The sequence below is a fragment of the Enterococcus sp. HMSC076E04 genome (assembly GCF_001814285.1).
Taxonomy (GTDB): Bacteria; Bacillota; Bacilli; order Lactobacillales; family Enterococcaceae; genus Enterococcus_B; species Enterococcus_B lactis.
This window is the reverse complement of sequence record NZ_KV815625.1, coordinates 1-14,073: the sequence shown is the minus strand read 5'-3', so window position 1 is coordinate 14,073 and position 14,073 is coordinate 1. Positions and strand designations below refer to the sequence as shown.

The 14,073-nt window shown below is 39.0% G+C and carries 13 protein-coding genes and 1 pseudogene; 12 read left to right on the top strand and 2 right to left on the bottom strand.

What is annotated here, in order from left to right:
- Nucleotides 1-79 precede the first annotated feature (79 nt).
- From HMPREF2961_RS10580 to HMPREF2961_RS10565, 4 genes are all read left to right on the top strand, one after another.
- The gene (locus HMPREF2961_RS10580; protein WP_002286840.1) at nt 80-832 is read left to right on the top strand and encodes a hypothetical protein; all 753 of its coding nucleotides are present in this window, start codon (nt 80-82) and stop codon (nt 830-832) included.
- Between the two features lie 18 nt (nt 833-850).
- Nucleotides 851-2,002: a tRNA epoxyqueuosine(34) reductase QueG gene (gene queG, locus HMPREF2961_RS10575; RefSeq protein WP_002314515.1), complete on the top strand. Its 1,152-nt coding sequence runs from the start codon at nt 851-853 to the stop codon at nt 2,000-2,002.
- A gap of 382 nt (nt 2,003-2,384) precedes the next feature.
- The gene (locus HMPREF2961_RS10570) at nt 2,385-2,993 is read left to right on the top strand and encodes an aggregation-promoting factor (RefSeq protein WP_002314516.1); all 609 of its coding nucleotides are present in this window, start codon (nt 2,385-2,387) and stop codon (nt 2,991-2,993) included.
- Between the two features lie 166 nt (nt 2,994-3,159).
- Nucleotides 3,160-4,797, top strand: coding sequence for a phosphoenolpyruvate carboxykinase (ATP) (locus HMPREF2961_RS10565; protein ID WP_002314517.1), 1,638 nt, complete (start codon nt 3,160-3,162; stop codon nt 4,795-4,797).
- A 71-nt stretch (nt 4,798-4,868) separates the two neighbouring features.
- Here the strand turns inward: HMPREF2961_RS10565 and HMPREF2961_RS10560 are convergent, their stop codons facing one another.
- Together HMPREF2961_RS10560 and HMPREF2961_RS10555 are read right to left on the bottom strand one after the other, a co-directional pair.
- Complete coding sequence (locus HMPREF2961_RS10560; protein ID WP_002314518.1) at nt 4,869-5,981, bottom strand: NAD(P)/FAD-dependent oxidoreductase; 1,113 nt, start codon at nt 5,979-5,981, stop codon at nt 4,869-4,871.
- Between the two features lie 74 nt (nt 5,982-6,055).
- Nucleotides 6,056-7,429: an MFS transporter gene (locus HMPREF2961_RS10555; RefSeq protein ID WP_002314519.1), complete on the bottom strand. Its 1,374-nt coding sequence runs from the start codon at nt 7,427-7,429 to the stop codon at nt 6,056-6,058.
- Between the two features lie 220 nt (nt 7,430-7,649).
- Between HMPREF2961_RS10555 and HMPREF2961_RS10550 the strand changes: the two are divergent.
- The 8 genes and pseudogenes from HMPREF2961_RS10550 to HMPREF2961_RS10515 all read left to right on the top strand — a co-directional run bounded on the left by HMPREF2961_RS10550 (nt 7,650) and on the right by HMPREF2961_RS10515 (nt 14,027).
- Nucleotides 7,650-8,269, top strand: a pseudogene (locus HMPREF2961_RS10550) (GyrI-like domain-containing protein).
- A 97-nt stretch (nt 8,270-8,366) separates the two neighbouring features.
- On the top strand, nt 8,367-8,822 hold the full coding sequence (locus HMPREF2961_RS10545) for an arginine repressor (RefSeq protein ID WP_002314521.1): 456 nt from the start codon (nt 8,367-8,369) through the stop codon (nt 8,820-8,822).
- A gap of 17 nt (nt 8,823-8,839) precedes the next feature.
- Entirely contained in the window at nt 8,840-10,342 is a 1,503-nt protein-coding gene (locus HMPREF2961_RS10540; protein WP_002314522.1) for a phosphohexomutase domain-containing protein, read from the top strand.
- 94 nt (nt 10,343-10,436) lie between these two features.
- Nucleotides 10,437-10,643, top strand: coding sequence for a hypothetical protein (locus HMPREF2961_RS10535; RefSeq protein ID WP_002308156.1), 207 nt, complete (start codon nt 10,437-10,439; stop codon nt 10,641-10,643).
- A gap of 84 nt (nt 10,644-10,727) precedes the next feature.
- The gene (locus tag HMPREF2961_RS10530) at nt 10,728-11,129 is read left to right on the top strand and encodes an organic hydroperoxide resistance protein (protein WP_002286825.1); all 402 of its coding nucleotides are present in this window, start codon (nt 10,728-10,730) and stop codon (nt 11,127-11,129) included.
- Nucleotides 11,130-11,285: 156 nt separating this feature from the next.
- Complete coding sequence (locus tag HMPREF2961_RS10525; RefSeq protein WP_002314523.1) at nt 11,286-12,614, top strand: FAD-dependent oxidoreductase; 1,329 nt, start codon at nt 11,286-11,288, stop codon at nt 12,612-12,614.
- A 21-nt stretch (nt 12,615-12,635) separates the two neighbouring features.
- Nucleotides 12,636-13,262 carry a cysteine hydrolase family protein gene (locus tag HMPREF2961_RS10520; protein ID WP_002314524.1) on the top strand — a complete coding sequence of 209 codons (627 nt, stop codon included), beginning with the start codon at nt 12,636-12,638 and terminating at the stop codon, nt 13,260-13,262.
- Between the two features lie 183 nt (nt 13,263-13,445).
- Complete coding sequence (locus tag HMPREF2961_RS10515) at nt 13,446-14,027, top strand: TetR/AcrR family transcriptional regulator (RefSeq protein WP_002314525.1); 582 nt, start codon at nt 13,446-13,448, stop codon at nt 14,025-14,027.
- The last annotated feature ends 46 nt before the right edge of the window (nt 14,028-14,073 follow it).

Here is a 14,073-nt window from a genome sequence, read left to right as displayed (position 1 = left end):
ATTATGATGTTTTTCGGCGTACAGATACCCTTTTTGAGAAAATTCCGTTATAGTTAGAGTAAGGAAGGAAGGTGTGGCTATGAATTTTACACGTAAAGATAAATATACGATTAAAGAAGAAGTATTTCGATTGATTAGCCAGCAAGAAAATACCGACAAGGATCAAGACCTTCAATTTCTTGAAGCAGAATTAGCTAAATTATTCATAGCAAATCAAAACGAGACAACAGAACCAGATGAAGAGCTGTACATAGGCAAATGGTTGTTTGATGAATTTCAGCCTTTAGATGAAAATACCGGTATCGGTTATTTTGTGTTCCTTTCTCCAGTCGGCTTCACACCTGGCGTATTAGTTAAACAAAACGACGAAATAACCGTCAAAGCATGGCCTGCTTTGTTTTCAGTAATCAAAGCAGAAGGAGTAATCAAAAAGATCCAGTCGGCCTATTATAAAAGTCAATTTATTGCCAACAGCAAATTAATGAATATGTTTTATAACCGTCTAGTAGAAATTGCCAGACCCGGGAAGATCCCGCAAACATTCACGTATACGCAGCAAAAAAATCTCTATGAAGAAGTACTGTATTCCCGTGATCTGTCTGAGTTTTCACCTTGGGAAGAGGTAAGACTCCATGAATTGTTAAGTACAAAACCAGTTTCTTTGAATTTTTTCAACGCATTGGATAACAAAAGAAAATTGATTTCGACAAATTATTGGGAAGTATTTGCTGCAAGAAAAAAATGGATGGAAGAAAAGAAGATTGCTGATCAGCAGATCCAGTTTGTCCAACTGAAAAAAGAAAAACTATATTATGGATTATACAGCCGTTAACAGCAAGCGAGGAAGACCATGACATTAAAAGAAGAAATCATACAAGAAAGCAAACGATTAGGAATTGACAAGATCGGGTTTACGACGGCGGAGCCTTTTGATTCATTAAAAGAATCGTTGGAAGAGCAAAAAGCAGCCGGCCACACTTCTGGTTTCGAACACCCAAATATCGATGAGCGTCTTTATCCAGAAATGACATTTGATCAGCCAAAATCAATCATTTCCATTGCTCTTGCGTATCCTACTAGAATCCATGAAGAAGTACCTAGGGATGAAAAACGAGGGCAATTTGCTCGTGCCTCATGGGGGATCGACTATCATGATATACTGAGAGACCGATTAAATCGATTGATCGAATTCATCCAAACAAGAGCAGAAAAATGGCAAAAAGAAGAGGAATGGCGTCTAGCTCCGCAAGTAGACACTGGGGAACTGATCGATGTCGCTGTAGCACAGCGAGCTGGATTAGGATTTATCGGCCGAAACGGATTGTTGATCACCGAAGAGTTCGGTTCATTTGTCTATCTTGGTGAGATCGTCACTAATATCGTATTTGAGCCGGATAAACCAGGAGAGTTTGGTTGCGGTGACTGTATGCGCTGTGTGACTGCTTGTCCGACGAAAGCATTGCTTGGTGATGGCAGAATGAATGCACAGCGATGTTTATCTTATCAAACGCAGACAAAAGGGATGATGCCCGAAGAATATCGGAAAAAAATGCGAAATGTCATTTATGGATGCGATATCTGCCAGTTAGTCTGCCCTTACAATCAAGGAAAAGATTTTCATTTTCATGAAGAGATGGAACCAAAAATAGATGAAGTATATCCAAAATTAAAGCCGATGCTGTCGATGTCGAATAAAGACTTCAAGCAGCAATTTGGGCATTTAGCCGGTTCGTGGCGTGGAAAAAAACCTTTGCAGAGAAACGCATTGATTGCTTTAGCTAATCTAGGAGATCGAACGGCATTGCCTGAGATTTCAGAATGTTTAACGGATGTCCGCCCTGTCATCAGAGGAACAGCAGCTTGGGCTATTGGACGTCTAGGAACAAAAGAGCCAGAAAAATGGCTTGATGTATTAGATGAAACATTAGCTAAAGAATCGGAAGAAGTCGTCATAAATGAACTAGAACATGCACAAAAATTATTGCGGAGAAAGTTAAAATAAAAAAATAGTAAGCATTATTCATTGTTTTTGTCCAGTAATTGTTGTAACAATTACTGGTTTTTTTGTATTTTTTACGTTTTTTTAAGAGGATTTGATAAAAATCAAACATTTTTTTGCTTTTTTTTATGGATTATTGCAGTAAATATTACAGAAAAGATGTTTTTCATTCAAAAATAAAAAAACATAGAAAAACGATTACTTTGCTTATATAACAACGATCTGATGGTTTTACATCAAAAAAGTTTTTGTTCAAATGTTACAAATATTAAATAATTCGTCATTTTGTCATTAAATGTCATGATTATTTTACCTATGAAATATTTCTAAATGATAAAGTTAATAGCGTCGAAAGAATAAAAAACGGAGAAAAAAGGAGTTTAATATGAATTCATTTAAGAAAATTGTTTTAGGTACAACTTTTGCTGCTGGTGCTACTGCAATGTTTGTAGGAACTACAAATGCTCACGCTGATGAAGTTTACACAGTAAAATCAGGTGATTCATTATCTAAGATTTCACAAAAATTTGCAGGAGACAACTCAATGATCGATGCAATTGCTGAAAAGAATTCAATTGCAGACATCAACCGCATTTATGTTGGTGAACAATTAACAATCCCAACTTCAAATGATTCTTCAGCAACAACAGAAAGCAACACAACAGAAAATACAGCATCTACAACTGAAACAGCAACGCAAGAACATACATACGTTGCACCTGTTGAAACAGTTGAAGTAGCTCCTGCTGCCCCAGCTGCTGCAACGGCGCCAACTTCAAGCTCTGCAAAAGAATGGATCGCACAAAAAGAATCAGGCGGTTCATACACAGCTACTAACGGACGTTACATTGGCCGTTACCAATTAGATGCTTCATACTTAAACGGCGACTATTCAGCTGCCAATCAAGAACGTGTAGCAGAACAATACGTAACATCTCGTTATGGTTCATGGGATGCTGCTAAAACATTCTGGTTAGCAAACGGTTGGTACTAAGCCGATAAAAGAAAAATGATGAAACCGAGAGTCTTGTTTATTCAAGTTCTCGGTTTTTTTTATGAAAAATAAATGATTTGTTTCCCTCTGCACAGCAGTACAAATAAAAACTCGGATAATGTATAATAAAGAAACCGCTTTTTTGTTTAGGGGAGGAGGAGGAGCGATGAGTACAAAAGAGAGTCTCGAATTAGAGGAAATCACAAGTGAAAATCCACTGTTATCCAGTATTCGATCCATTATTGAAACGGCATTCTACGGTAATAATGTTCAAGAAGTTTTTGACAGGAAGACAGCTTATCAACTAGCAAAAGGGAGTCCAGGAACGATCATCACAGATTTAACGGTCTCACATGCTGAAGAACTAGATTTACCAGCTGATGCTAGGACACTAGTATTCAATGATGGGAGTATTGTAGGAAGAACAGCAAGTGCTCGGCGTATCTTTGAGGACTTGGGCAAGGAGCAAAGTAAATACGAGAAGATCTTGAGAGAAGCCGTGTATCAAAGTCGAAAGCGACAATTTTATCATACAAAAGTAATCGTTGGTCTATCTGAAGAATTTTCTGTACAAAGTCATTTGTTGATTCCAGAAGGATTTGAGAACAATCTGTATTCTTATATACTGAATTTTCAGCCAGCGAATGCGAAGACCCTGGCTACTTATCAAAAATCTGCGTCCTTTGATGAGGGAGATCTTTATATCTTTTGTGATCCCGAATGGACGCATGAAGCCTTTCCCAATGGACTCGTTTTATTTGATTCTCTCCATAATACAGCTGCTGTGCTAGGATTACATTACTTTGGGGAATTAAAAAAAGCGACTTTGACGCTTGCTTGGGCATTGGGGAATCGCAATGGTTTTATTGCCTGCCATGGCGGGATGAAACAATATACTAGTAATGATCAGACTTATACGATGGCTGTATTTGGGTTGTCCGGTTCTGGAAAATCAACGATCACCTTAGCAAAACATTCGGAAGGGTACTCTGTTACGATCCTACATGACGATGCTTTTGTTATTTCTAGAAAAAATGGTTTTGCTACTGCCTTGGAACCTTCTTACTTTGATAAAACACAAGACTATCCGTCTGATGATCCGGCCATTTCTTCTTTCCTTACTTGTCAGAATGTGGGCGTGACATGTACGAGTAAGGGTGAAAAAGTCCTAGTGACAGGAGATATACGAAACGGAAATGGGCGGACAGTCAAATCACGTTATGCGACACCAGACCGAGTCGATCATCTTAGCGAAAAGATCGATGCTGTTTTTTGGATCATGAAAGATGATTCACTTCCGCCAATTATCAAGATCAATGACCCGGTTTTAGCAGCGTCTTTTGGTGCAACATTAGCAACAAAACGATCAGACGCGGAAAATATCACTACAAAAAGACAGCTAGATGAGCTAGTCATTGAACCATTTGCTAATCCTTTCCGTGTCTATCCTCTTAGGGAAGACTATCAAGCTTTTCGAGAGTTGTTTTTGAAACAGCAAACAGCCTGCTATGTCTTGAATACTGGATATTTCGATGATAAAAAAATCAAACCTGAAACGACATTGTCAATCGTTGAAAGAATCGTGCAACAAACGGCAGAATTCAAGTCGTTTGGTCCGTTTGAAGACATCCACTATTTACCTATACCAGATTTTCCTGTTTCTTTTGAGGATACGTCCTATAAAAATCTGGTGAAACAACGACTTGATAGTCGTTTACGATTCATTGAAGCTCAGATAGGAAAAGATCTCTTGCCAGATGAAGCAAAAGAAAGTTTGGAGAATTTGATTCAGAAATTGAACTAAAATAACAGCTTTTTCAAGAAGTAATCCATGCGCAATATCGCTCGGGATCCTTACTTGAAAAAGCTGTTTTTCTATGATGGATTTTTCGTAATATAGGTGGAGATGTCCTTTTGATAATCTTCCGTAGGCCAATGACCAGTATTTAAGAAGTTGGCTAATAGATAGCCGATATAAGGGCCTGTCGTCAAACCAGAAGAGCCTAGACCGCTAGCAGCCAGTAGACTTGGGTCATCTGGCAATACGCCGAAGAATGGGGAAAAATCTGACGTATAAGCACGGGTGCCTACACGGAACTCGTAGGACCAATTTTTTATCTGATCTGGATCAGCCAAGAACTGTTCTGCACTCTTAGTCAATCCCTCATAAGCTTCGCTAGTAGGAGCCAAATCCCATCCTTGATCGTTCTCATGGGTAGCACCTAAAAGGATCTTTCCATCCATGAAAGGAATGAAATCAGCTTCTCCGTCAAGCATAGCAACAGGCCAGTCTTGACTCATCTTATAAGATGTCTGAAATGCTAAGAGCTGCCCTTTTTGCGGACGTATATCTGCAGAATAGCCTAATTTTTTCAATAGAGGCTTAAGTGCAGGACCAGGTGTCAAGATTACGCGGTCAGCTGTGTATTCTCCAAACGGTCCCTTGACGAGCCAAGAATCGTTCTTCTTATGCAAGGTGACTTTTGCCTGGATCTGCTCGATTTGTTTTTGTACTAAACGCTGACCAAGATGTTCTAAATATGCTTTTCCATCCAGACGACCACCACCACTGATGCGTAGTGAAACTGCTGGCTTCAATAACGGAAGAGCTTGGGACGTCTGTTCAGGTGAAAGCCATTCGATATTTCCAATTTCTGGCGCTTCTTCTTTTCGTTTCTCCGCAAGAATAGCTAATTCAGCTAAATCTTGTTCAGGCCGAAGCAAAAGTGTCCCTGATTGTGCATAAATCGTTTGATCAAGTTGGAAATCTTTTATGAGTTTAGGGAAAAAAGCAGCGCCGTCTTTAGCCAGACGATACCATTGTTTGTTTCTGCGTTTTGACAACCAAGGGGAGATGATCCCAGCGCTTGCTTTCGTTGCCTGTCCTGTCCCTTCATCAAACAAAGCAACATCGAATGTTGATGTATCCAAGTAATTGGCTAGAGTCATACCAATGATCCCGCCACCGATAATGGCAATTTTTTCCATAAAAAAGCCTCCTTTTACAAACAACCATTTTCACACAAAAAAACGGCAGATGCAACACCTGCCGTATATGGAAACTACGCTTTTTTAGCAAAAAACAGAGAATAGACGAATCGAGCAAAGCTGATAAGAAGCAACAGCAATAAGACGCCCAACGCCGCTTTTGATCCTAATGTAGTAGACACTTCGTAATTATGGGAAGTATGATGCTGAACATAATTGATGATAACCGCTACTAATGAAGTAGCCACAGCACCAGAAAACTGTTGCAAGGTATTGAACATTGCATTCCCGTCTCCTTGCAGTTCTTCATTCAGCGCATTCATTCCAGTCGTCATCATATTGCTGTAAGACAAACCGATACCGACCATATAAAAAACATGACAGGCAATCAATACACCCAATGAAGCGTGTCCGATAAGCAGGAATAATGCTAACCAACCAATCAAAGAAAGGATCAGTCCAGCAAAAATTGGCTTCTTCGGTCCATATTGATCCAGCATTTTACCAGAAAAAGGAGAAAGCAAAGCACCAACCGCTGCACCGGGAAGCATGGCTAATCCAGCGACAAAAGGACTGCTTCCTTGAACGATCTGAAGGAAATTCGGTAAGACAAAAGACACACCAAGTAATAAAAACTGATAAACCAAGAAGCCAATCAAAAACAAACGGAATGTTTTATTTGAAAGAATGGACAGCCGAATCAGCGGATGTTCCACTTTTTTACTTCGATAGTAAAATAGGAACCAGCCGATCCCGCCGATGATCAAAGCAATCCAACTAGAAAGTGTTCCCAACGTACTCAAAAATGTCAGACTTCCACTAAACAAAAGAAAGATTCCTAAAACGCTCCACCAATCCAAATAACCACTTTTTTGTACTGCCATCTCGGGAATAGCAAACCAGCCGATAATCAAAGAAAGGAGCAAAATGGGCACAAGAAACAGGAAAATATGATTCCATGTAAAATGTGAAGTCATAATGCCTCCGTAAGTGGGTCCAATCGCTGGAGCAATGGCCGTTGTCAAAGTACCGACACCCATCATCGCGCCTCGTCGATTGAGGGGGGCAAATGTCAAGATAATATGGAACATCAACGGAAGAGCGATACCTGTTGCTGCCCCTTGGAGCAATCGACCAAACAATAGAACCATGAAGGTAGGAGAGAAGAAATCGATCATTATACCTGCCAAGAAAAGCAGATTTGAAGCTAAAAAGAGTTTTTTGAGACTAAAATTGCGATTCAAATAAGTAGACAGCGGAACAATGATCGAAATCATCAAAAGATAAATCGTTGTTACCCATTGGACTTGTGCGGTCGTTAAATCAAACTGTCTGATAAGAGTTGGGAAAGTTACATTCATGGCCGTCTCGATCAATACGCCCGCAAAAGACATCATCCCTGTTGCAATTACTGCAGGTACTAAAAGCAGCTGTTTTTGTTTTGTCATTTACATCACCTCTAAAAAATTTCGTAAAAAAAGAGAGTGATTTCTATTATAAAAATAGAAACCGCCTCTCTCTCGACACGCCGAAACGTGTTATCTGTACGATTTATTTACTTAACTTATTCTAGCACAAACTGAAAAATAGTGTCAACACGATTAGCCAAGTCACTTAAAAAGAGGTATGATAATAAATAACTAAATGGAATTTCGCGGAGGAAGAAAAATGGAAAAAATCGAATGGCGTAAAGACAAGAGCTATAGTATGAAAAAAGCCCGCAAATACTAGAGGTTCCTAAAAAACCATTCTTTAGCATCAGAGGGATCGGCGACCCGAATCAGGAAGGCTTTAAACAAAGAGTAGCCTGTCTATATGCAGTCAGCTATGCAATACGCATGTCGCCTAAAAAAAATTGGCTGATTCCTGATTATCAGATGTATACTGTCTATCCATTGGAAGGACAATGGGGACTGCAAGAAAAGTATTTGCATGAACCAGTGATGAAAAAAGAACATTTTTCTTATCAATTGATGATCCGACAGCCTGACTTTGTTACAGAAGCGATAGCCCAAGAAGCCATTCAGCGTTCTCTGAGCAAACTTCCGGAAGACTTGAGAGAACAAGTAGCATTCGGAAAGATGGAAGAAGGTCTTTGTGCCCAAATCTTACACATTGGTTCCTATGATGAAGAACCAGAATCCTTTGAGAAATTAGAAGCATTCATTGCAGAAGAAGGGTATCAAAGAACTTCTAAAGAACACAAAGAAATCTATATCAGCGATCCACGAAAATCTGCACCTGAAAAAATGAAGACGATTTTGCGTGTCAAAATAGAAAAAAGATAGCAACCTGAATAAAACCGAAAAATAAAAGTAAAAAATACCAAAATAAGAAGAAATATTACTTTTCTTTTGCTATAATCAATATTGAGAGGTGTCTAATATGAAAAAGAAACAGCGACAAGCATTGATCCGCCAAATGATTACAGAACAACCGATTGGGACACAGGAAGAGCTGCTTACACGGTTGCATGAAGCAGGTGCCGATGTGACTCAAGCTACGATTTCTCGAGACATCAGAGAAATGAAGTTAGTAAAAAGCCAAGATGAAAATAAAATAGTACGCTATACATTATTTAACCAACCATCTGTTTCTTTAAATGAAGAACGTTTGCGTACGGCAATTAGGCGTGAGGTTTTACGTATACAGTCTGTTCAATTCATGGTTATCGTATTGACTGAACGAAATGGCGCTGATGTGGTAACGAATTGGTTAGACGAAGTTGCTTATCCCGAAGTTGTTGGAACGATGGCAGGTGTAGATACATTCATTATTATTTGCCGCTCAGAAGAAGAAGCACAGCGATTTGCGGAAAAATTAGAAAAAATGAGGGAATAGATGAGGAGGACTTTTATATGGAAGATATGAAAGCGCTACAAAATGGATCGGATATTCGAGGGATTGCATTACCAGTTGAAGGTCATGAAGTCAATTTGACGACAGACAGGGTAGAAAAGATCGGCTGGGGACTAGCAAACTGGCTAAAGAAAAAGAAGAAATCAACTAATCCAACTAGAAAATGGACGATTGGGATTGGTCATGACAGTAGGATCAGCGGACCAGCACTAAAAGAGGCGTTGATCCAAAGTCTGAAAGAACAAGGGATACATGTCATTGATTTCGAATTGGCTACTACGCCAGCTATGTTTATGTCCACTCAATTTGAACAATTCTCATGCGACGCTGCGGTCATGCTGACTGCTAGCCATCTTCCCTATTATTACAACGGAATAAAATTTTTCACCTCAGAAGGAGGGGCAGAAAAAGAAGATATTGCTTATATCCTGTCACAGCAGCAAAAAATAAACAGTGAACAAGCAGGAAGTGTGGAAAATGCAGACCTTTTGACACCTTATGCGCAAGATTTAGTCACAAAAATCAAAAAAGGGATGGGAACACAAGATGACAAACCACTAAAAGGTTGGAAAATCATCGTGGATGCTGGAAATGGTGCTGGAGGATTTTTTGCTGAAAAAGTATTGAATAGCTTAGGCGCTGATACAACAGGATCTCAATTTTTGGAACCAGATGGTCGATTTCCTAATCACATCCCCAACCCTGATAACAAAGAAGCGATGGAAAGTATCAAGCAGGCTGTTTTAGCAAATGAAGCAGATCTTGGAATCATTTTTGACACAGATGTGGATCGTTCAGCTGTGGTCAGTGCTTCTGGAACAGTCATCAATCGAAATAATTTGATCGCAGTATTAAGTACGATCGTATTAAAAGAGCATCCAGGGACAAGGATCGTAACGAATTCGCCTACTTCTTCTCATCTACAAAAATTCATTGAAGAAAAAGGAGGTACCCAAATTCGTTATATTTCCGGCTATCGAAATGTAATCAATAAAGCATTAGAACTTAATCGTCTTGGGAAAGATACACAGCTAGCCATCGAAACAAGCGGTCACGCTGCATTCAAGGAAAATTATTTTCTGGATGATGGTGCATACGTCATCGCGAAGATCCTGATGCTTTTGCCAGAATTAAAAAGAAAAGGTATCACATTGGATGAACAAATCAAAGAGTTGAAACAGCCTGTAGAAGTACAAGAAATCCGACTAAAATTGTTCAGTGATGAACCACGCGAACAAGGAAACAAGATATTAGAAGAAATGAAGCGACTGTTGGAAGAAGAAAAAGGGATGAACTTCGACCCGGCAAATGAAGAAGGTATTCGGTATAATCTGCAAGAACCTTATGGAAGCGGTTGGTTTTTGGTTCGCTTAAGCTTACATGAGCCGTTGTTAGTATTGCAGATAGAAAATGACGAGAGCGGAAAGAACCAGCTAGTGTTAGAAAAACTAGCAAACTTATTCGGACATTTTTCTGATCTTGAATCATTATCAGCAGAATAAACCAATCTTCTTGAAAGGTAGTTGCTTGGACAACAAAAAAAGTGGTAAGGTTAAACCGAGTGCTGGTAGGGTGGCCAGCAAAAGGAGGAAAAAAATGGTAACGAATATGGTTATTTTTTTAACAGTATTGGTCTATGGGGTCAACTTTCTGGTATATATGTATCTCAAAATCAATCATATAAAAGATTATTTAGAAAAGATTGCTATTTATTTTGGAACGAATATGACCCTGTTGTTCACGAGTGGCATCTTTTTGTTTTTTGGAAAAATAGTAGAAGACGGTATTCTGGTATTTGAATAAGCAGAATTTTTGTAGAAAGCGCCTTACTTGTCATACACTATAATTATAGCAAGTAGCAAATGGTCAATCGAAAGGAGCAGTACAATGAAAAAAGCATACGAAACAGCAATGATCAACCATGGCGGGCGCAATGGAGAGGTCGAGGCACCCAATGGCTCGATGCATATGAAAATCACTCCTCCGGGAATCCATGCAGAAGGAACAAATCCAGAACAATTATTTGCAGCAGGTTATGCTTCTTGTTTCAATGGGGCGGTACAACATATGATCAAAGAAGCAGGAATGACAGCAGAGTCCACAGTAAAAGCACGTGTCTCTCTTTATAATTTAGATGATGGCGGCTATCAGATCGGTGTAGTATTAGAAGTGCATATCGATGGCATCAGCGAAGAAGAAGCCCAAAAAATTGCAGAAGATGCGCATGAATTCTGCCCTTACTCCAAAGCAACTAGAGGAAATATCGATGTAGAAGTAACGATTGTTTAGAAGAATAAAGGAAATCGAACCAGACTAAAAACGTGAAAGGACCGCTTTTTGTCTGGTTTTTTTGACAAACAAAGCAGATGATTTGGAAAATAGACGATTATCGGTTATCATATTTTTGTACCAATCGGTAGGTAAAAAAGAAGCGAGGGAAAAAGGATGGAAAAATATCAAAATATTGTGATCGGTTTTGGAAAGGGCGGTAAGACTTTAGCGAAGGCGTTAGCTTCAAAAGGCGAATCGGTTTTAGTCGTTGAAAAGTCAACACGTATGTATGGCGGAACATGTATCAACATCGGCTGTATTCCTTCTAAATCATTGATATTCAATGGAGAAAGAGGAATCGATTTTACAGAGGCTGTTGCTCGGAAAGAAAAATTGACGGGCATGCTTCGCGCCAAAAATTATCATATGATCAGCGATGAGGCGACTGGGACAGTGATGGACGGTACCGCACGTTTTCTTTCTAACCATCAAATCGAAGTGACGAATAATGGTGAAAAAGTAATTGTTGAAGGCGAACGGATTTTCATCAATACTGGTTCTGAACCAATCATTTTACCAATCAAAGGATTGAATACAAGTCGCTACTTGATTGATTCTACGCAAGCAATGGATCAGGAACAATTACCGGAAAAATTAGTGATCATTGGGGCTGGATATATTGGTCTGGAATTTGCATCAATGTTCAATGAATACGGATCTAAAGTTATCGTTCTTGATGCCCATCCTGAATTTCTTCCTCGTGAAGATGAAGACATCGCACAAATGATTTTAGAAGATTTGACGAATGCAGGGATCGAGTTCCACTTAGGTGTGACTGTCGATGAAGTAGCAGACCAAGAATCAACAGCTGCCGTTACCTTTACAGAAGATGGTCAAAAAGTAACGATTGAAGCATCTAAAGTTTTAGCAGCAACTGGCCGAAAAGCTAATACAGCTTCTCTTGGATTAGAAAATACAGATGTTAAACTGACCGATCGCGGAGCAATCGCTGTAGATGAATACCTTCGTACAGATGCGGAAAACATTTGGGCGATTGGAGACGTCAAAGGCGGACTGCAGTTCACTTATATCTCTCTAGATGATTATCGAATTATCATGGATCAGTTGAAAGGCGAGAATACACGAACAACGAATAACCGGAAAGCTGTGTCTTACAGTGTATTTATCACTCCAACTTTATCCAATGTAGGATTAACAGAAAAACAAGCCAAAGCTCAAGGCGTCAATTACAAATTATTCAAGTATATGACAAGCGGTGTTCCTAAAGCACAAGTATTAGAAGATCCTAAAGGGGTATTCAAAGTTTTAGTTGATCCTGAAACTGACTTGATTCTAGGTGCAAGTATTTATGCGGAAGATTCTCATGAAGTCATCAACTTGATTTCGCTAGCTATGAATGGAAAACTTCCTTATACGTTATTGAGAGATCAAATCTATTCTCATCCAACAATGAGTGAAGCTCTAAATGATGTATTAAAATAAATAACGAATGGAGAATTTATCATGTTCAACAACAAAAATACAGCAGTAGTTCTAACTGACCCGCAAGTCGAGTTCTTGAAACCAGCAGGCGGTGGCTTTGGTTTGACAAAAGATATCTTAGAAAAATACAATACGATCGAAAATATGATTGAAATGGTGAAACAATCAAAAGAAAAAGGATACAAACTCTTTATTTCTCCTCATTATTTTTATCCACATGACCATAAATGGCAATTTGGCGGTGCAGGAGAACATATGATGCTTGAGCAGCAGATGTTTGCTAGAAAAAGTCAATATGAACCAGTGGAAGAAGGTTCAGGAGCCGATTTTATCGAAGAATTGAAACCATATTTGGATGAAAATACGATTATCAGCTCTCCTCATAAAATCTTTGGACCAGAAAGCAACGACTTAGCGCTTCAATTGAGAAAAAATGGAATCGACACAGTAATTCTTGGTGGAATGAATGGAAACTTGTGTAGCGATTCCCATATGCGTGAATTGGTAGAGAGTGGATTCAATGTTGTGGTAGCGACAGATGCAATTGGTGCTCCTGGCCAAGAAGCAATGGATGCAGCGTTGACGAATTTTGGTTTTATTGCAGATCAAGTGATGACAACAGAGGAAGTATTAGAGCAACTATCATAAGATAGGAACTGCTTTTGTCCTCGCAGTTCTTGAATCAATGAACATCTAGCTACAAGAGAACAGTTTTATAGTGAGGGCTGTGTCAGATAATTTGGCACAGTCTTTTTTTAAACGATTAGGAAGATAAAATGATGAATTTATTGTATAATATAGGACTATGAGAGATGAAAAAGGAGAATATCATTGAAAACAAAGGAAAAGATCTTGGAAGCGACCAAAGATCTTATTTATAAAAAAGGCTATCATGAAACGTCAATCCGGGATATTCTAGCAGCTTCTGATACGGGGAAAGGGCAATTTTATTATTACTTTTCTTCAAAAAAAGAAGTTTGTCTAGCGGTGATCCATGCGCATATGGACGTGTGGCAGACAGAGTTGTTTGAAGACATCTTAAATGCTGGAAAACAGCCAGAAGAAGCACTAGAAGAAATGTTGGATTGGATTTTCGCTGATCATGAGGCACAAATCACTTATCATGGCTGTCCTGTGGGGAATTTAATTATTGAGTTGAGTACAGTGGATGAAGAATTCCGTCTATTGCTACTAGAATTAGTCAATCAATGGGTCAAGTATACGAAACAAAATATCTTGGCACTTTCTGAAGAAAAACTGTCCGATGCAGAGGCAGACCGTCAAGCCAAAGCGTTGATTGCTGAAATCCAGGGTAGTATCTTATTGTTGAAAGTCACACAAGATCTATCACTACTTAGACAGAATTTCCAATTGATCAAAGAAAGATTGTTAACTTCGCAAAAGGTTCTTTAATAATTAGAGGTTGTGAAAAAGTCGCTTAGTTTCGAGTATGAAGAAA